Here is a 16,904-nt window from a genome sequence, read left to right on the forward strand (position 1 = left end):
GCCGTGCGGGTCACGCATCGGCTCCGGTGGTGGACTTGCGCGCTGTGCGGCTGCGGACGGCGAACCAGCCCGCGACCAGCGCTGCGGCGATCAGCGGCAGGAACAGCACGGTGGTGCGTCCGGCGCCGCCGTCGGCGTACATGAGGACCAGGACGGAGGCGAGGAAGCCCAGCGTCACGAGTTCGGTCCAGGGGGAACCCGGCAGCCGGTAGGAGGGCCGGGCGAGTTCGCCCTTCTGGGTCTTCCGCCAGAAGAGCAGGTGACAGAGCATGATCATGCCCCAGGTGGCAAGGATTCCGATCGCCGCGAAGTTCAGAACGATCTCGAAGGCGTCGGCGGGGACGACGAAGTTCAGGCCGACTCCGAGGACACACATACCGCTGGTGAGCAGGATTCCGCCGTACGGGACCTGGCTGCGGCTCATCCGCGCGGTGAACTTCGGGGCGGAGCCGCTGACCGCCATGGAGCGCAGGATGCGGCCGGTGGAGTACAGGCCGGAGTTGAGCGAGGACATGGCCGCGGTGAGCACGACCAGGTTCATCACGCCTCCCGCGGCCGGCACGCCGATATTGGACAGCACCGTCACGAAGGGGCTCTCGCCGGCGCTGTACTTGCTCCAGGGCAGGAGCATCGAGAGCAGGACGACCGAGCCGACGTAGAACAGGCCCACGCGCCACATGATCGAGTTGATCGCCTTCGGCATGATCTTCTCGGGGTTCTCGGTCTCGCCGGCGGCGACGCCGACCAGCTCGACGGAGGCGTAGGCGAAGACGACGCCCTGGATGATCAGCAGCATGGGCAGCAGGCCGTTCGGGAAGACGCCGCCGTTGTCGGTGATCAGGGACGGGCCGGGGGTCACGCCGTCCACGGGGTGCTGGGTGACCAGCAGGAAGATGCCGATGCACATGAAGATCACCAGCGCGCTGACCTTCACGATCGCGAACCAGAACTCCATTTCGCCGAAGATCTTCACCGAGATCAGGTTCACGGTGAGGACCACGGCCAGGGCTATGAGCGCGATCACCCACTGCGGGATGTCGGAGAACATGCCCCAGTAATGGGTGTAGGTCGCCACGGCCGTGATGTCGGCGATGCCGGTGGTCGCCCAGTTGAGGAAGTACATCCAGCCCGCGGTGTAGGCACCCTTCTCGCCCAGGAACTCCCGGGCGTAGGACACGAAGGCGCCGGAGGAGGGGCGGTACAGGACGAGTTCGCCGAGCGCGCGGACGACGAGGAAGGCGAAGACGCCGCAGACGGCGTACGCGACGAACAGGGAGGGCCCGGCGTCGGCGAGCCGGCCGCCCGCGCCGAGGAAGAGGCCGGTGCCGATGGCACCACCGATGGCGATCATGTTGACGTGCCGGTGCTTCAGGCTCTTGCTGTAGCCCGCGTCTCCGGGGTCGACGTGATCGGCGACATGGCCCGACGAGGGGCGCGTCTCGTCTTTGAGGTGCTGCTCGCTCACGCCTCGGGTCCGCCTTCCGTGGGGAGGTCCGTACGCCCGGAGCGCACGATGTCGGTGAGGGTCGTCTCGACACGGTCGAGGTGATGCTTCATGGCCTCGACGGCGTCGTGCTCGGAACCGTCGACCAGCGCCTCGACGATCGCGCGGTGCTCGCGGTTGGACTGCTCACGGCGTCCGCCCAGCTCGTTGAGGAAGGCCGACTGACGCGCCAGTGCGTCGCGGATCTCCTCGATGACCCGGCGGAAGACCGGGTTCTGGGCGGCCTCGGCCACGGCGAGGTGGAAGAGGCTGTCCATCGCGACCCACGCGGTGGTGTCCGTCTCCCCCTCCATGCGGTCCAGGAGATGAGCCATGTGGTCGAGGTTCTCCGGGGTGCGGCGCAGGGCCGCGTACCCGGCGACCGGGATCTCGATGTGCCGGCGCACCTCGAGCAGGTCGCTGGCCGCGTAGTCGCCGAAGGTGGGGTCCTCGACGGCGCTCGCGACGACGAACGTGCCCTTGCCGGTCCGGGAGACCGTCAGCCCCATCGTCTGCAGCGCGCGCAGCGCCTCGCGCAGCACGGGCCGGGACACCTCGAGGGTGCGGCACAGCTCGGCCTCGGAGGGGAGCTTGTCGCCGATGGCGTACTCGCCGCGTTCGATGGCGCCGCGGAGGTGGCCGAGGACCGCTTCCATGGCGCTGACGCGCCGCGGGACCCGACCACCTGTCTGGCTGTCTGACAGGTTCACGGAGCGATCCTGCGGGTTACGGGAGGGAACTGTCAAGGCGTTCACGTAAGGAAACATTCACGGGGTGCGGCGCCCTGAATACAGGCATCCGCACCCCGTGGGTGGTCCGAGGCTCGCTCAGCTGCTGAGCGTGCCGGTGGCGAGCAGGCCGAGGAGCCCGACCCCGATGACGATCCGGTAGATCACGAAGGCGTTGAAGGAGTGCTTGGCGACGAACTTCAGCAGCCAGGCGATGGAGGCGTAGGCGACCACGAAGGACACGATCGTGCCGACGGCCAGCGGGGCGGCGCCGACGCCCGCGCCGAGGGCGTCCTTCAGCTCGTAGATGCCGGCGCCGGTCAGGGCCGGAATGCCGAGGAAGAAGGACAGGCGGGTGGCGGCGACGCGGTCCAGGTCCAGGATGAGCGCGGTGGACATGGTGGCACCGGAGCGGGAGAAGCCAGGGAAGAGCAGGGCGAGGATCTGGGAGCAGCCGACCAGCATCGCGTCCTTGAAGGAGGTGTCGTCCTCACCGCGCTTGTGCCGGCCCATCTGGTCCGCCACCCACATCACGCCGGAGCCGGCGATCAAGGAGCCGGCGACGACCCAGAGCGAGGCGAGCGGGCCGTCGATCAGCGGCTTCGCGGCCAGGCCCACCACGACGATCGGGATCGTCGCGGCGATCACCCACCAGGCGAACTTGTAGTCGTGGTGGTAGCGCTCCTCGGGCTTGGTCAGACCGCGGAACCAGGCGGAGACGATCCGCTTGATGTCCTTGAAGAAGTACACGAGCACGGCGGCGATCGCGCCGACCTGGATGACGGCGGAGAACCCGACGACGGACTTGTCGTCGACAGGAATGTCCATGAGCCCCTCGGCGATCTTGAGGTGGCCGGTGGAGGACACGGGGAGGAACTCGGTCACCCCCTCGACCACTCCGAGGACGACGGCCTGACCGACAGAGATGGCGCTCATGGGATCCAGTTCTGAGGATAGATGGTCGACAGTGCTGTAGACAGTACTCACAATGCCCGGCCGTGTGCCAAGCGCCGGGGCCCTGTGCAGGCCCTAACCCCACAGGGCCCCGGCGAGGGACACACCCGCGGAGGCCGCCGCGAGACCCGTCACGACGCTCGCGACGGCATTGGCGGCAGCGTAGAGCCCCGCACCGGCCCCGGTCAGCCGCAGGGTCTCGTAGGAGAAGGTCGAGTACGTCGTCAGCGCCCCGCACAACCCGGTGCCGATCAGCAGTTGCACGTGCGGACCTGCGGCTCCGGCGGAGACCGCGCCGGTGAGCAGCCCCAGGATCAGGCAGCCGGTGACGTTCACCACGAAGGTGCCCCAGGGGAAGAGCGAGTCGTGTCTGGCCTGGACGGCGCGGTCGGTGAGATAGCGCAGGGGTGCGCCGACCACGGCCCCCAGGACGACCAGCAGCCAGTTCACAACGACTTCTTACCCTTCGGATCCGTCCCGTCCGGGCCCGGACCACGGCCCACGTACCGCATGACCTCGCACTTCTCCAGGGTCACCAGGCCCTCGCCGACGAGCTCGTCCAACTGGGGCAGGAAGGCCCGGACCCGCTCCTCGGTGTCCACCACGACGATCGCCACCGGCAGGTCCTCGCTCAGGGACAGCAGCCGGGAGGTGTGGATGCGGGAGGAGGCGCCGAACCCCTCGATGCCCCGGAAGACGCTGGCCCCGGCGAGTCCGGCGGCGTGGGCGCGGTGCACGATCTCGGTGTAGACGGGCTTGTGGTGCCAGGTGTCGTCCTCGCCGATGAAGACGGTCAGCCGCAGGGCCCGGCCGGTGAGTGACGTCATCGCCGCCTCCACGCGTACACCCGGCGGGCGGCGGCCGAGGCCAGCCACACCGCGGCGAGGGCCGCGAACAGGGTCGCGGCCAGATAGGCCAGCCCGGTGCGGGGGTGGCCGCCGTCGACCAGCCGCTGGATGTCGACGGCGTAGGTGGAGAAGGTGGTGAAGCCGCCGAGCACGCCGGTGCCGAAGAAGGGGCGTACGAGGCGATGGGCGCCCCACACGTCGGTGATCAGCACCATGAACACGCCGATCACGGCACAGCCGATGACATTGGTCCAGAAGGTCGCCCAGGGGAAGCCGCCGGGTGGCGTGGGCCAGGCCAGGGCGAACGCGTAGCGGGCCGTCGCGCCGAGAGCGCCGCCGACGGCGACCACGGCGACGACGGGGGTCTGGGTGCGCCACTCGGAATGCCGCGGGGGCGCGGAGCGGGCACGGAGGCTCTCGGCTTCCGGGGCTGTCATTGCTGGCACGTCTCCTGTTCGGCCCTGCCCCACACGGTGATCACGGCCGGGCACCAGGGTACCGCCGTGTCATCCGCCCGAGGGCCGCGCGCAGACCGCGACGCCGGGCTCCCAGAGGCTGCCCAGGACCAGCAGCCCGTCGGCCCGGCAGACGCTCGTCACCATGCGGAAACCGGAGCGGCGGCGGGTGAGGTGGTGGACGGTCCCACCGTGGTCGTCGAGGGCCAGCACGCCGATCGTTCCGCCCGGGCGGAACGGGGCGTGCACGGCGACCCGGGCGGCGGCACGGCGCACGGCCGGCGAGGTGCGGTGCAGGAGGTCGAGCGGGGGGACCCGTGGCCCCGCGAGGGCCACCCAGATCGGTCCGTCGGAGCCCTCGCGCCACAGGTTGTCGGGCATGCCCGGGAGGTCCGCGAACGGTTCGGTGTGTCCGGCTCGCGGGCCGCTGAGGTGGTAGCGGGTGAGGCGGCAGGCGCCCGTCTCGGCGATCACCAGGAAGGAGCCGTCGGCGCTCGGGGCAAGGCCGTTGGCGAACTGCAGCCCGTCCAGCAGGACTTCGGGTGTGCCGCTCCCGGGCGGGAGGCGGAGCAGGCGTCCGGTGCCGGTGTGCTCCACGATGTCGCCGATCCAGTGGTCCAGGGGATGGCGGCGGCTGGAGACGGTGAAATACACACTGCCGTCGTCCAGGGCGACGACATTGCTGCAGAACCGCAGCCGCTCCCCCGCCACCGAGTCGGCGAGGACCGTCACCGTGCCGTCGGGGTCGACGCGCAGCAGCCCGCGTTCCGCGTCGCACACCAACAGGCCCCCGTCCGGGAGGAGTTCCAGGCCGAGGGGACGGCCGCCGGTGTCGGCCAGTACCTCGGAACGGGCCGTGTCCGGGTCCGCGAGGTGACGGATGCGCAGGATCCGGCCGTCCGCCATCCCGGTGAGGACCCGGCCTTCGGGGTCGGCCACCACGTCCTCGGGGCCCGGACCGCCCAGAGCGATGTAGTGGAGCGGGACGAGTGCCGTCGTCATAGGTGCCTGCCCTTCGCCGTCTCGGCCGCCCATCCTCCCAGCCGGCCGCCGCTCACCAACCCTTTTCGAACATCCTGGTCACCTCGGCGATGCGGATCTCGTCGCGCCGGTAGTGGGTGCGGCAGCGGATCCGCCGGGTGCGCAGCAGGCCGAGGCGTCTGAGGAGTTCGAGGTGGGCGGCGGCGGTCCGGCGGGAGACGCCGAGCTTGGCGGCCATCGCCCGGGCGGTGACGCCGGTCTCGGCCGGGCCGCCGCGGCGGTGCCGTGAAGGAAAGTGGGTCACCGGGTCCTTGAGCCAGTCCAGGATGTCCTGCCGCATGCGGCCCGAAGTGTTCCTCATCATCCGTCCCGCCTCCGTCCCCGGCCTCCTCGCGCGCCGTGTTTCCACTCTCGCGCAGCCGACGCCGTTCCGTACCGGACTCCATCGCCGTTGTCCGGTACCGGACGGCCGATACCGCCGACCCGGACCCGGTCACGGGAACGGGAAGGGGCCCGGCCGTCCCCTTACGGCCCGGCCCCGTCAAGGGTGGTCCAGCGGTGGCCGAACCACGTCATGGAGGAGAGCGCCTTGTCGTCGTAACCGAACAGGGCCCGGTTTCCCAGCCGTTGCCCGAGGCCCTATCGGTGGGGTCCCGGCCATTGCCGGTGACGGCCGTCCAGGTAACTCCCAGGAGAAGACGCCGAGGCCGCGGCCGAGGCCGCCCGGGACGGACTCCACGATGCTCGCCACGTCGTTCATCCACTTGGTCCGGCCGGTCACGGTCGCCGGACAGCCGGAGCCCAGCTCGCCGGTGGTGTCGATCTGGTTGGTGAGCGAGTCGTCGCTGTCCAGGTGGAAGGGATAGCCCTCAAAAACAGAGGAATTAAATTGATATTCCGTGCGAGATAAGCAAACCACGGAAGATGAAGGAGGGGAAAGGGCTCCTCCGGGGCCCAACCCCTTTCAGTGGGAGGGACCTTGAGTCAGTCCCTGGGGGGCGTGCCTGCCTCCGGCAGGAACGACACCCCCAGGAGGAGACCGACCGAGGAAGGGGACCAGGGCTCCGTCCACAATGAGCGCGGTGTCTCGCCGAAATCGGCGCCTCGGTTGCAGTGCCAGGCGGGGACCTATGTCGGCGACCACGGGGTCGGCCGTCAGCTTCGAAATCCCGAACAGCAAAGCGAGCTGGCGCAGGGTGAGGTTCGTGCGCCAGTACGCCGTTACCAGCAGCGCTCGGTCAGCCAGGCTCAGAGCCCACGGGTCGGCCTGGCTGGACTCTTGTCGCACTCCCTTGCTCAACCACAGTCACGGCCTTTCTTGAACTGGCGCGGACTCAGCCCGGTGAACGGGGCTGTCCGTGACGGCTCCGAAGCCGTGATCACACCCACCACGCCGTGATCATCACATCGGACCGGGTGCGTTGCCGAGACCATCGCTGCCGCTACGCTTCCACCGGCGCAGCCGATGACGAGCGTGGCAGGGGGAGACCGTGAGCCGACCACTGCTGTTCCTCGATGTGGACGGGCCCCTCAACCCTTACGCGGCCAAGCCGGAGAAGCGCCCCGTCGGCTACACCACCCTCAGAGTGCCCCGAAACGACGGGGCCCCCGACGAACACCGAGCACTCTCGCTCCGTCGGCGGCCCCTGCGGGTCTGGCTCAACCCAGAGCACGGACGAGTCCTGCTCCGGCTCGACTACGAGCTGTGCTGGGCCACCACATGGATGGCTGATGCCAATCGGTGGATTGCCCCGGTGCTCGGCCTTCCCGAACTCCCCTTCGTCGACTTCGGTGACGCCTTGCTTCAAGACCGCCCCGACGGAGTTCACTGGAAGACTGCTCCCCTGGTGGACTACGCCAACGGCCGCCCCTTCGCGTGGGTGGACGACGAACAGAGCGACCTGGACCAGGCGTACGTGACCGCCCACCACCGCGCACGTGGCCTTCTGCACCACGTCGACCCGCGGATCGGCCTGCGAGAGGACGACTTCCGGACTCTTGCCGACTTCGCCCGCTGTCTGGGTACTTCACAAGCCACCGGCTGAGCCTGTCCTCAGCCCATCGGGGAGCTCTGCCCCGCACTCCGTGATCATTTCGGGACAGCCACTAGCAACGGCAGGCGGCTGTTGGCGTCGATGACGACCTGCAGGTTGGTCGAGTACCGGTAGTTCTGGCTCGAGGCGGCGATGCTGCAGACCCGGGTGGGCACCAGGGTGCCGTCGACGATATGGACGGTGTCCTTGCGCAGCCGGCGAGCCGGCGAAATCGCCGGCAGCGGCGCGAGACGGTCGAGGATGCGGTCGGCTGCCGACTTCGACACACCGCGCCCCTGGCCCTGTCGTCAGGCCAGCGCTTGGTACCTGTCTCCCAACCATCTGGTGGAGGTCGGCTACGGAGCAGGCGGTGCAAAGCCTCGCCACCCCGACGTCGGTGGCCACCTGCTCCACCGTCACACCCGGGCCGCGGTTCCTCGCGACCCGCACGAAGTCCTGGCGGAACTCTTCCGGACAAACCTTGGGCGCAGCGACATCCTTTCCACCCGTCCTACAAGGCAAGCCAGTTCAGGTGTCACCCGATCGTGCAGCAGACCCGATGCTCCGGTGCTCCTACTTGCAGTGATCCTGCGCTCGATCCACCACGGTGGGGCGGCAAACGACACCTCACACCCCTCGGGGACGCGAGGCGAGGAGTAGACCTCCAACGCGAAAAGGAGCAGCTCAGAGGGCGTTTTCGGGTTTCCGGACGAACGGGAAACCGGCAACTCCTTCCGCAGTGCACCCCAGGCCCGGCACGGTCCATCTCGTCGGGCAGCCGCCCGGCATCCGCAACCCGGAACGGAAGGTGAACCGCATGTTCACAACGGTGAAGAAGAAGGCCGTCACCATGGCGATCCTGGTCACCCTCGGCGGTGGTGCCACGGCAACCACCGCCTCGGCAACCCCACACCACGCGGTGGAAGCGGCGTCCACCATCGCCTCGGCCCCTTCCGCCTCCACGGTCATCTCGTCCCCCTCCGCGTTCACGCAGCCGCCCCTGTCACACCGCGCCCCCGCAACTCCCGCTGGACAGCAACTGCCAGCGCACGGGCAAGAGGTGCAGAGCGCCCCCAATCCCTGGGGGACCGTCGCGAAGTTCCTCAAGGGGACGGGACTCTTCAAGTCCCTGAAGCAGGCCGTCAAGAACGGCCGGGACGCGTTCCTGACCCGGTGGTACACCGTTCCGAACTGGATCATCACGAAGCTTCACGAGTGGGGCGTTGGAGCCGACGAGCTCTTCGACTGGATCAACGGCCTTCGGGGCTGAGCGACATCGATGCCGTGGCGGGCAAACGGCGCCCAGCCCAACGCCCGCCACACCCATTCCGCAACCGGATCCCGAGGCCAGCCTCGACAGCACCCCGCCGAAGCGCTGGCTTGAACTGCCCGCGCATACGACCCGACCACGACCAAGAAGGGAACTTCACCATGCCCAACTCCCGCCCGCGCAGCCGGCTCGCAGCCCTCATCGCCACCGTCTGCGCCGCGACGGCCGGCCTCGTCCCGGCCGCACAGGCCACCGACCGCGCCGAAACGCCCAGCCCGGCCACCACTGCGGCCCGTGCCATGGACCGCACCGAGCAGGCCGCGACCGGCATCGCCGACCGTCTCACCCCGAGTGCACCGACGGCAGGAGGCCGCGTCTGTCTGTTCCACGCTCCGAACGGCGCGTATGGCGCGGGCCATGCCGGATGGGCCGTCATGGACGGCTCCGGCCGGTGGTTCTCCGGCGCCACCGAGACCAAGGCGTCCAAGGGCTTCGCCGGCAACTGGCTGCGCGGCCCCGAGGACGTCAACTCCATGCTCGGCAACTTCAAGGCACAGCGGATCAATAAGTACACGGAATTCCGCTGCAAGAACACGTCCAGTGGATCCCCCACAGGCGCGGTCACGAGGTTCAAGCTGTTGATGAACACCGAGTACAACTGGCTGGGCAACAACTGCCTGACCCGGTCCGTGCTCACGTTCAAGGCGTACTCGAGTGCGATGAACAGCCTGAAGAGCGGCGTCTCGATCCCGCCGAAGTGGTACTTCAACATCTACCTCGGCTACGCGGGCTGGGAGTCGAGCGTCCGCCTGTAGAGCCAACGGCCGAGCGCACGCCACCCGCCCGCCGACGCGGGTGGCGTGCGCCGCTTCCCGTACGCAATGGGGGTACTGAGCAGTACTGCCCGGGCGCTGCCGCCGCTCACCGTCCCAGCCTGCCTGTGGTAACGCAGCACCCGCGAGGAGGACGGCCTCCTCGTCGCCGGGGCACGCTGCGGCGGCCACTGGCGGCGACGCAGCAATCGGCACGGGAGGTGTTCGCCGCCCGCGCATGTTCCTGGTGTGAGCCGGCACAGTGCTTCCACGAGCCGGTTGGTTGCGCCCTGCGAGTGATGCGCTGTGGCGGGTCGGACACTCAAAGTTACAACGTGATCAGAACTCTTCGCCTCGTGCTGTTGGCCCTGGTGGCGGTCCTGGAGGCCGTCATACCGGTCGAGGCCGTTCCACACGGACTACCCGGAGGCAAGACCAACTTCGTCGTCTCCACCGGATACCTCAAAGACGGCTCCGCGCATGACAACTGGGTTCGACTGGGCTCGTATGTCTTCAACCCCGTGACCGGCAGCGTCACAGCGAGGATGCATCGTTGGAACCAGAAGCATCCAGTCCGCCGGGAGGGCGCCGGTGTCACCCCGGACACCGGCTGTGCGCCGGTGGGGAAGTGGGATTCGCCAGGGCGGCGACGGTGCCCGGTCATGACGGCAGGTGGCTTCCCTGGAGAGCCGAACGATGTCCGCACCGGCAGCTACACCCTACGCGCCGCCGAACAGGGCGTCACAGGAGACGATGTCGTTTCGATCACCTGGGACACGAACAGGGCGCCGGAGCAGTGGACGGTCGTCTCCGGCGAAGGGCTGGCTCGGCTGGAGTTCCGCAGCCGAGGCGGGGCGACGACGGGATACGGCTATGGCAGCAATGCGCCCCTTGACCGCGGTCAATCCATGTCCTCGGTGTTCGAGCACCCCGCGTTCCCGGCGCTCAAGCTGGACGGGCACGGCTGGTCCAAGGACGAGGCCAACCAGTTCCCGGCAGGCCAGACGTTCCACCACCGGAGGTTTTCGCCCTGCACCGACACGACCCGTTGCATGACGCTCGCCGAGGAATCGTCGGGCAAGGCATGCAGCGCCAGCAGTGGCTGCCCGCGGTACGGCGACGGTGGGAGCGAGAAGGGCAAGACCGACAACACCATCCAGTACTACCTGGCCCGGGTGGGCATCCAGGACCGTCGCGACACCCTCTGGCACTGGTGCACCTGTCTGGCGATGGAGCACAAACAGCTGTGCCACCAGCACAATTCGCATGTGAAGCCGCTGCTCCAGGTCCTCGACGACACCGGTACGTTCCGCGGTTGGGTTGGGGTCGAGGCGTCCTTCTATCCCGGCGCAGAACCCGAGCACGGGCCCCGCTGGCACGACATGCTGGCGGTCTTCCGGATGGCGGACTTCCGGTGAGCCGTCATGAAGAGGCACTCGTGATGGGCCGGCACTTCCGGCCTCTGGTAAGCGTGGGTGTGGCAAAGCCCGGCATGATGCCCGGTCGGTCAGGCAGTCCAGGGTTCATTCATCGAGTCTGTCGTCACCGTTTCCTGGCACTGTCGTTGGGAGAGCGGCTGTCCATGTCTGTGTGTGGGAGCGATCATGGTGTCGAAGGGTGATCTTGCGGGCGGGATCACGAAGCGGCGGGCACCGCAAGGGGGGCGGCGCAGGGCCGCGCTTGCAGCCTGTTTGATGGCGTGCATCGCGCCGGGCGGGATGATCAGCGGCGCTGGTCAGGCCGAGGCTGCGGACCCGACAGTGACCGTGTTCAACAACGTTCTGTCCGCGAAGAAGTACCGGGACATCCCGGGTGCGAGCGTGCAGATCGCAGCGGAGCCCGGCCAGCGGTTCGTCCTGCATGCGAGCCGGTTCTCCCTGACCCTCGACCAGCGACTGCCTTCGGGGAAAAACCTGGGGACGACCACGGGTCTGTTCTGCCCCTCAGCAGACGGTCCTCGCCCGAACGGGACCCACTACGGCACCAACTTCGCTCCGGGCGTCAACGACCGGATCACCCCCGTCGTTCGGTGGGTGTTCCAGGCTCCGCACCGGTCGGGGACACGTACCTACACTTGTCGAGTGGCTGTCGCCTTCTACACCGGTCCCAGTCTCGTGGGCCGTTATGACGCGCGGGTCACCTCGCCTACCGCTTCGGTGCGGCTGCACGCCGAGGATGCGTATGCGGGGATGGAGCAGTGGGTTCTGCCGCCTTCTGCGGACCCGCGGCAAAACGTGTGGGGAGTGGTGCGGCGTGGTGCGACAGCGACGGTGCTCGAGCACCGCATCGAACCTGCCTCCTCCCGGACTCGGATCGCCGTCCGGCAGGATGCCCAGCTGACCATGTGTAAGCCGCAGAGCAGCTATGAGACGTGCCGAGGACTCGGGAGCGCGGCCTACAGTGATGTGTCCAGCCGGGTCGAGGCGCAGCCGCTGTACATGGGGGGTGGGATTTGCGGCACCCCGCTGCGCGGACCAGTGAGTTCGGTGCGGATTTCCACGCATGAGCATCACCGGACCATGCCCAATGGGCTGGAAGTGAACAAGGCCGCGCTGCCACGTGGGTGTGAGCGGCTTCTGTTGTCGCTCAAGGTGCGCGTGCGCGGAGGCAGCGCCGTGCTGGTACACGGCGGGTCCGCGTCGGCAGGGCCGGTGTCGACCGCCTACTCCCACGGTTACGCCTACGAATACAGCCCCACCGACCCTGTTCCGGGTGACCGATAGGCCTGCGGGAGCCGGCACGGCCCTCCGGGCGCCGTTCGGGAGAGAGACCCGCTCCCGGAGGAGTTGGCGCGTCGACAGTGGGAGCGCAGCCGCGACGCGCCGCCATGAGGCACCGACCGGGCAGGTACGTCGGAGGACGACCCGGACACGAACCTGCCTTTCAGCCGGATGCCCAGCCGCGATCGGCAGGCAGTGTCGGCTGCCGCGACCGATGCTTTCGCCAGAGGCGGAACCGGCCGGAAGCGGTTGTCCGTTTCCTGCTGTACCGGGTACCTGGGAACCCGCTTCCAACTGCAGCTTCTTCGCCCGAACGGGATGGCCTGGGTCGTCACTCCGCAGTACGGGACGTCGTTGAACTGGGCAGACCAGAACGGTGCGCGGCGGTATGACCTGGAGGGCCTGTGGGGGATGCAGGGAGCGACGGCACCACCTTTGGAGCGGAGCTTCGGCGACTGCGTACGGCGGCCGGGATGTCGCTGGCAGATCTCGCCAGGAAGCTGGACACGAACAAGGGCTATTTGAGCCGACTGGAGCGCGGCCTTCAGCAGCCCAGTGAGCCGTTCGCCCGAGCATGCGACACGGCACTCGGCGCTGGCGGGGCTCTGCTTGAGTTGGCGGCGGGGCCAGGTGCCGGGGTTTGTCCCTATCCCGGCCTGACCTCGTTTGGAACCGAGGACGCCGCGTGGTTCTTCGGCCGTGATCGTGCGGTCGCCGATCTGCTGGCGCTGCTGGTCGACCCGACCACAGCTGGCCATCCGGGGATCCTTCTTGGCCCTTCCGGGATCGGAAAGTCATCGCTGCTGAGGGCGGGACTCGCGCGCGCCGTCATCGACGGCGCTCTGCCAAGCCGGCTACCAGGCACCCCCGACGTGCTTTATCTGACGCCCACGAACCGGCCGATGAACGAGCTGACGTCCCGCGACGATCTGCGCTCTCTCGACTCGTACGCCCTTGTCATCGTGGATCAGTTCGAGGAGCTGTTCACTTTGTGCGAGGACTTGGCGGAGCGAGAGGCATTCATCGCTGACATGTGCCGACGGTCCGCCGCCGGACTGCCTGTGGTGTTGGGTCTCCGCGCTGATTTCTACGGGCATTGCCTGGCCCACCTGCCCCTGCTCGCTGCACTGCAAGCCCGAGCGTTCCCTCTGGGGCCGATGACGACGGCGGAGCTGTGTCAGGCGATCACCGAACCGGCCGCCGCCGAGGGCCTCGCTCTGGAACCAGGGTTGGTGGAGGTGCTGCTGCGCGATCTGGGCACCTCTCATGGTTCCGGGCCCGATCCGAGCGCGGCCGGCGCGCTGCCTCTGCTCTCCCACGCGCTGCGCACCACCTGGCAGCACCGCACCGATGGCGTACTCACAGTCGCCGGCTACCAACGCATCGGCGGCATCCACGGCGCCGTGGCCACAACAGCCGAACGCGCCTACGCGCGCCTGTCGCCACACCAGCGGGAAACCGCCCGCAAGGTATTGCTGAGCCTGGTCCGCGTCGGCGAGGGCACCAACGACACACGTCGCCGTGTGGATCGCAGCGTCCTGGCCGCCGAGCCGGTGGTGGAGGAGTTCACACGGGCCCGGCTGCTGACGGCCGACACCGATCACGTCGAGATCAGCCACGAGGCGCTGCTACACGCGTGGCCACGGCTACGCGAATGGATCGACGCCGACCGTGCCGGGCTCATCGTGCGACAGCAACTCATGGACGCGGCCACGGCCTGGGATGCCGAGAACCGGGACGACAGCATGCTCTACCGGGGAAGCCGACTGACAGGCGCAGACGAGTGGGCTGCCGGTCATCCGGAACAGACCGGGCCCCTGTTGGCCGCCTTCCTCAGAGCAAGCCGCCAACACCGGCAGCGTGGCGCACGCCGACTGCGCCGGCTGATCGCCACTCTCGCAGCCCTGTCCCTCGCGGCCACGGCCGCATTGGTCTTCGCTGTGGTCAAAGAGCGGGAAGCCACGCACGAGCGCAACGCGGCGACATCCGCCCGGCTGGCCGTCCAGGCCGACTCCGTTCGCCCGTATGATCCGGCCCTTGCCATGCACCTGTCCCTGGCCGCAATCCGCACCGCGGACACCGTTGAGGCGCGAGGAGCGGTACTCAGCTCCTCGTCAGGCCCTTACGCCACGCGCTATCTGGGAGGCGCAGCGAACACCACGGCCTCCGCGATGAGCCCTGACGGCACGGTTCTCGCTGCGGCGACAGCGGACGGTGAACTGACCCTGTGGGACGTGCAACGGCCAAATGACCACATCACCTTCGACGCCGGCCAGTCACCGATCACCAAACTCGCCTTCCATCCGCGCACGGTCCTCGCCGCCGTCGTCCAGGGCGGGCCCGTCCGACTCTGGGACGTTCGGGACCCGCGCCACCGTGGAACGCCAGTCGACCTCCCCGACACCACGGGCACGACGGACATCGCCTTCAGCGCGGACGGCACCCAGCTCGTCACGGCGGACCAGGGCGGAAGCCTCATGTCCTGGGACACGACCGATCCCCACGCGCCCAAGCGCACCCGGCAGTGGCGCGGACACGGCGGTGCAGTGGTCGACATCGCGGTCAGCCGCGACGCACGCACCGTGGCCACGATCGCCGACGATCGGACGGCGACCGTATGGGACCTGCACAACCCGGGGAACGCGGACTCCGAAGACGGCCCGGAGCACCACAAAATTCCCTTGCCTCAAACGGAGTTCGACGCGATCGCCCTCAGCCCCGATGCTCGCACCATTGCCGTAGCGGCCTACGAAGGAACCTCCCCACTCTGGCTGGCTCATGTCGGTCCCGATCTACGCGTCGGAACTCCGGAGAAGGTCGCCACGCTGAACTCCACGTTCCTCCAACTGTCCTTCGGCCCCGACGGCAAGACGCTGGCCGCGGCCACCATCAACCGGGAAGTGCTCCTCTGGGACGTCCCAGACCTCCGACGCGCGATGACGCTGCCGCAGACGGATCCGCTGGTCGGCATCGCCTTCAGCGCCGACGGCACGTCACTCGCCGTCGGATCCCAAGACGGATCCCTCCGCCTCTGGCATCCTCTGCCCAGCCTCGTCGGCCACAAAGACATCATCAGCGAGCTGGCTGTCAGCCACGACCACACGCTGCTGATCAGCGCAAGCATGGATGCCACCGCACGACTCTGGGACGTCTCCGGCCCTCAGGGACCGAAGCCCCTGGGGCGCCTGACCTGCCAGGGCCGACCGCTGAAAAGCGCAGCCTTCAGCCCGGACGGCAGCATGGCGGCCGTCGGCGCATACGGCCGGGGAGACCCCGACAAAGAGACACCCTTCTGCCTGTGGGACATCAGCGACCCGGACCGCCCCGAACCCCTCGGAGGCGCGGAAGGGCACAGCCGCAACAGCATCGTGACCATGGCATTCAGCCCCGATGGTCGCGCATTGGCTACCGGAGGCAACGACGGCAGGGCCCGCATCTGGGACATCACGCAGCCTCAGACCCCGTTCGAACGCGAACGCATCGGCACCAACGCCGAGTTCCAGGACGTCGTCAGCCTCGCCTTCATCGGCAACCGCGACACCCTTCTCATCGGCACCGTAGCCGCAGGCGCTCAACTCTGGGACCTGTCCGACGCATCTCCCCGCCGCATTGTGCAGCTACCCGGCCCCACCGGCGCTGTAGGAGACGTAAGCGTCACGGAATCGGCCACGCCAGGAGAGACGCTCGTCGCCGCGGCGGGCCACGACCGCAACGCTTACCTCTGGTCCCTCAAGGACCTCCAACGTCCCCGGCTGCTGCACACGTTCTCAGGCCACGCGCGGCCCGTCCTGCGCGTCGACTTCAGCCCACATGGCCGCCGCCTCCTCACCTCCACGGGTGAGCAGGGCGGTGCGGCACGGCTGTGGGACGTGTCTCGCCCCTACCGTCCCGCACTGATTGCCACCCTTAGAGGACCGATCACGGCAGCGGCATTCACGAAACGCAACACCATCGCGGCCATCACCGACGATCAGACCGTCCGCACATGGCGAACCGAGGCAAACGCGTTCGCTGCCGACATCTGCCGGCTGGCGGGAACTCAAATGACCGCGCGGGAGCGGGAGCTCTACATCGTCGAGTCATACCAAGCCCCATGCGCCTGAAGCCGTCCGCACCGCTGCTCAATGACGGTGCCCTCGGGAGAAGCAGCTGTCGGCCATCGAGGTCATGAGCGACACACGCGCCGAACGGCTCAACACGCGCGACTCGACAGGGAAGCGCAGGGCGTGCGGGCCCGGTACGTCTCGGGCTTGCCGGTGACCGCGGTCCGCTCACGCCCGAACCGCTCGATGATCGCGTCGTACGCCTGCAGACGCCGCTCGGACTCCACGTCCAGGTCGAAGTCCGGCAAAGAGGTGCGGCGCTCGCTGAGCCCGCTCGAACAGCACGGTGCTCCAGAGGGTTGGCCGTGGCCACGACGATCCTGTCCCTTGGGGTCTTCCATCCTGGTGCGGTACGGAGCTGCCGCAATCCTTGCCCCGAGGACGATCGCCCGAGCTGGGTCTCCTATCACTCACCAACAAGCTGGAACTCTCCGAATGCCCTTCTGTCGGCCATGGTTGTCGGCGTGTCAGTCTTGGCCGTGATGTACCGCCAACACGGCGCTGGGTGATTCGTCTA

14 protein-coding genes and 4 pseudogenes are annotated in these 16,904 nt (G+C 68.4%); 6 read left to right on the forward strand and 12 right to left on the reverse strand.

From position 1 onward, the window contains the following. Positions 1 to 10: 10 nt before the first annotated feature. The 10 genes and pseudogenes from ACIRU3_RS36805 to ACIRU3_RS36850 all read right to left on the reverse strand — a co-directional run. Entirely contained in the window at positions 11 to 1,465 is a 1,455-nt protein-coding gene (locus ACIRU3_RS36805) for an amino acid permease (protein WP_404066080.1), read from the reverse strand. Then, on the reverse strand, positions 1,462 to 2,139 hold the full coding sequence (locus ACIRU3_RS36810; RefSeq protein WP_404066200.1) for a FadR/GntR family transcriptional regulator: 678 nt from the start codon (positions 2,137 to 2,139) through the stop codon (positions 1,462 to 1,464). Before ACIRU3_RS36810 ends, ACIRU3_RS36805 begins: the two co-directional genes overlap by 4 nt. A 171-nt stretch (positions 2,140 to 2,310) precedes the next feature. Beyond that, entirely contained in the window at positions 2,311 to 3,147 is an 837-nt protein-coding gene (locus ACIRU3_RS36815) for an undecaprenyl-diphosphate phosphatase (protein ID WP_404066082.1), read from the reverse strand. Positions 3,148 to 3,240: 93 nt separating this feature from the next. Next, a complete protein-coding gene (gene crcB, locus ACIRU3_RS36820; RefSeq protein ID WP_404066084.1) occupies positions 3,241 to 3,615 on the reverse strand; it encodes a fluoride efflux transporter CrcB in 375 nt (124 codons plus the stop codon). Beyond that, entirely contained in the window at positions 3,612 to 3,992 is a 381-nt protein-coding gene (locus tag ACIRU3_RS36825) for a DUF190 domain-containing protein (protein WP_404066087.1), read from the reverse strand. The genes crcB and ACIRU3_RS36825 overlap by 4 nt, the downstream gene beginning before the upstream one ends. Next, the gene (locus ACIRU3_RS36830; protein WP_404066089.1) at positions 3,989 to 4,450 is read right to left on the reverse strand and encodes a CrcB family protein; all 462 of its coding nucleotides are present in this window, start codon (positions 4,448 to 4,450) and stop codon (positions 3,989 to 3,991) included. Before ACIRU3_RS36830 ends, ACIRU3_RS36825 begins: the two co-directional genes overlap by 4 nt. 69 nt (positions 4,451 to 4,519) lie before the next feature. Then, a complete protein-coding gene (locus tag ACIRU3_RS36835; RefSeq protein WP_404066092.1) occupies positions 4,520 to 5,470 on the reverse strand; it encodes an SMP-30/gluconolactonase/LRE family protein in 951 nt (316 codons plus the stop codon). A gap of 52 nt (positions 5,471 to 5,522) precedes the next feature. After that, the gene (locus ACIRU3_RS36840; RefSeq protein WP_404066094.1) at positions 5,523 to 5,813 is read right to left on the reverse strand and encodes an ArsR family transcriptional regulator; all 291 of its coding nucleotides are present in this window, start codon (positions 5,811 to 5,813) and stop codon (positions 5,523 to 5,525) included. A gap of 161 nt (positions 5,814 to 5,974) precedes the next feature. Next, positions 5,975 to 6,314 (reverse strand): annotated as a pseudogene (locus ACIRU3_RS36845) (glycosyl hydrolase 53 family protein); the annotation flags it as partial. A gap of 186 nt (positions 6,315 to 6,500) precedes the next feature. Further along, positions 6,501 to 6,841 (reverse strand): annotated as a pseudogene (locus tag ACIRU3_RS36850) (transposase family protein); the annotation flags it as partial. A 98-nt stretch (positions 6,842 to 6,939) separates the two neighbouring features. Between ACIRU3_RS36850 and ACIRU3_RS36855 the strand changes: the two are divergent. Then, positions 6,940 to 7,494, forward strand: coding sequence for a hypothetical protein (locus ACIRU3_RS36855; protein WP_404066096.1), 555 nt, complete (start codon positions 6,940 to 6,942; stop codon positions 7,492 to 7,494). A gap of 50 nt (positions 7,495 to 7,544) precedes the next feature. Here the strand turns inward: ACIRU3_RS36855 and ACIRU3_RS36860 are convergent. Beyond that, positions 7,545 to 7,772, reverse strand: a pseudogene (locus ACIRU3_RS36860) (IS5/IS1182 family transposase); the annotation flags it as partial. A gap of 527 nt (positions 7,773 to 8,299) precedes the next feature. On the opposite strand from ACIRU3_RS36860, the gene ACIRU3_RS36865 reads away from it, so the two are divergent. The 5 genes from ACIRU3_RS36865 (at position 8,300) to ACIRU3_RS36885 (ending at position 16,387) form a co-directional block, all read left to right on the forward strand. Continuing rightward, on the forward strand, positions 8,300 to 8,752 hold the full coding sequence (locus tag ACIRU3_RS36865; protein ID WP_404066098.1) for a hypothetical protein: 453 nt from the start codon (positions 8,300 to 8,302) through the stop codon (positions 8,750 to 8,752). 161 nt (positions 8,753 to 8,913) lie between these two features. Further along, a complete protein-coding gene (locus ACIRU3_RS36870) occupies positions 8,914 to 9,567 on the forward strand; it encodes a hypothetical protein (RefSeq protein ID WP_404066101.1) in 654 nt (217 codons plus the stop codon). A gap of 218 nt (positions 9,568 to 9,785) precedes the next feature. After that, positions 9,786 to 10,982 (forward strand): hypothetical protein, encoded by a 1,197-nt coding sequence (locus ACIRU3_RS36875; RefSeq protein ID WP_404066104.1) that lies wholly within the window; start codon positions 9,786 to 9,788, stop codon positions 10,980 to 10,982. 186 nt (positions 10,983 to 11,168) lie between these two features. Then, positions 11,169 to 12,287, forward strand: a complete 1,119-nt coding sequence (locus ACIRU3_RS36880; RefSeq protein WP_404066107.1) for a hypothetical protein — start codon at positions 11,169 to 11,171, stop codon at positions 12,285 to 12,287. A 401-nt stretch (positions 12,288 to 12,688) separates the two neighbouring features. Beyond that, positions 12,689 to 16,387, forward strand: a complete 3,699-nt coding sequence (locus ACIRU3_RS36885) for a helix-turn-helix domain-containing protein (RefSeq protein ID WP_404066109.1) — start codon at positions 12,689 to 12,691, stop codon at positions 16,385 to 16,387. Positions 16,388 to 16,512: 125 nt separating this feature from the next. On the opposite strand, the pseudogene ACIRU3_RS36890 reads toward ACIRU3_RS36885, so the two are convergent. Beyond that, positions 16,513 to 16,706, reverse strand: a pseudogene (locus tag ACIRU3_RS36890) (hypothetical protein); the annotation flags it as partial. Between the last annotated feature and the right edge of the window lie 198 nt (positions 16,707 to 16,904).

Origin of the sequence: Streptomyces sp. NPDC101151 (genome assembly GCF_044768335.1) — a bacterium.
GTDB lineage: Bacteria > Actinomycetota > Actinomycetes > Streptomycetales > Streptomycetaceae > Streptomyces.

Coding starts and splice junctions, on each gene's coding strand:
- ACIRU3_RS36840 (WP_404066094.1), bottom strand. CDS start 5,813: ATGATGAGGAACACTTCGGGCCGCATGCGGCAGGACATCCTGGACTGG.
- ACIRU3_RS36810 (WP_404066200.1), bottom strand. CDS start 2,139: ATGGAAGCGGTCCTCGGCCACCTCCGCGGCGCCATCGAACGCGGCGAG.
- ACIRU3_RS36835 (WP_404066092.1), bottom strand. CDS start 5,470: ATGACGACGGCACTCGTCCCGCTCCACTACATCGCTCTGGGCGGTCCG.
- ACIRU3_RS36825 (WP_404066087.1), bottom strand. CDS start 3,992: ATGACGTCACTCACCGGCCGGGCCCTGCGGCTGACCGTCTTCATCGGC.
- ACIRU3_RS36815 (WP_404066082.1), bottom strand. CDS start 3,147: ATGAGCGCCATCTCTGTCGGTCAGGCCGTCGTCCTCGGAGTGGTCGAG.
- ACIRU3_RS36865 (WP_404066098.1), top strand. CDS start 8,300: ATGTTCACAACGGTGAAGAAGAAGGCCGTCACCATGGCGATCCTGGTC.
- ACIRU3_RS36830 (WP_404066089.1), bottom strand. CDS start 4,450: ATGACAGCCCCGGAAGCCGAGAGCCTCCGTGCCCGCTCCGCGCCCCCG.
- ACIRU3_RS36880 (WP_404066107.1), top strand. CDS start 11,169: ATGGTGTCGAAGGGTGATCTTGCGGGCGGGATCACGAAGCGGCGGGCA.
- ACIRU3_RS36870 (WP_404066101.1), top strand. CDS start 8,914: ATGCCCAACTCCCGCCCGCGCAGCCGGCTCGCAGCCCTCATCGCCACC.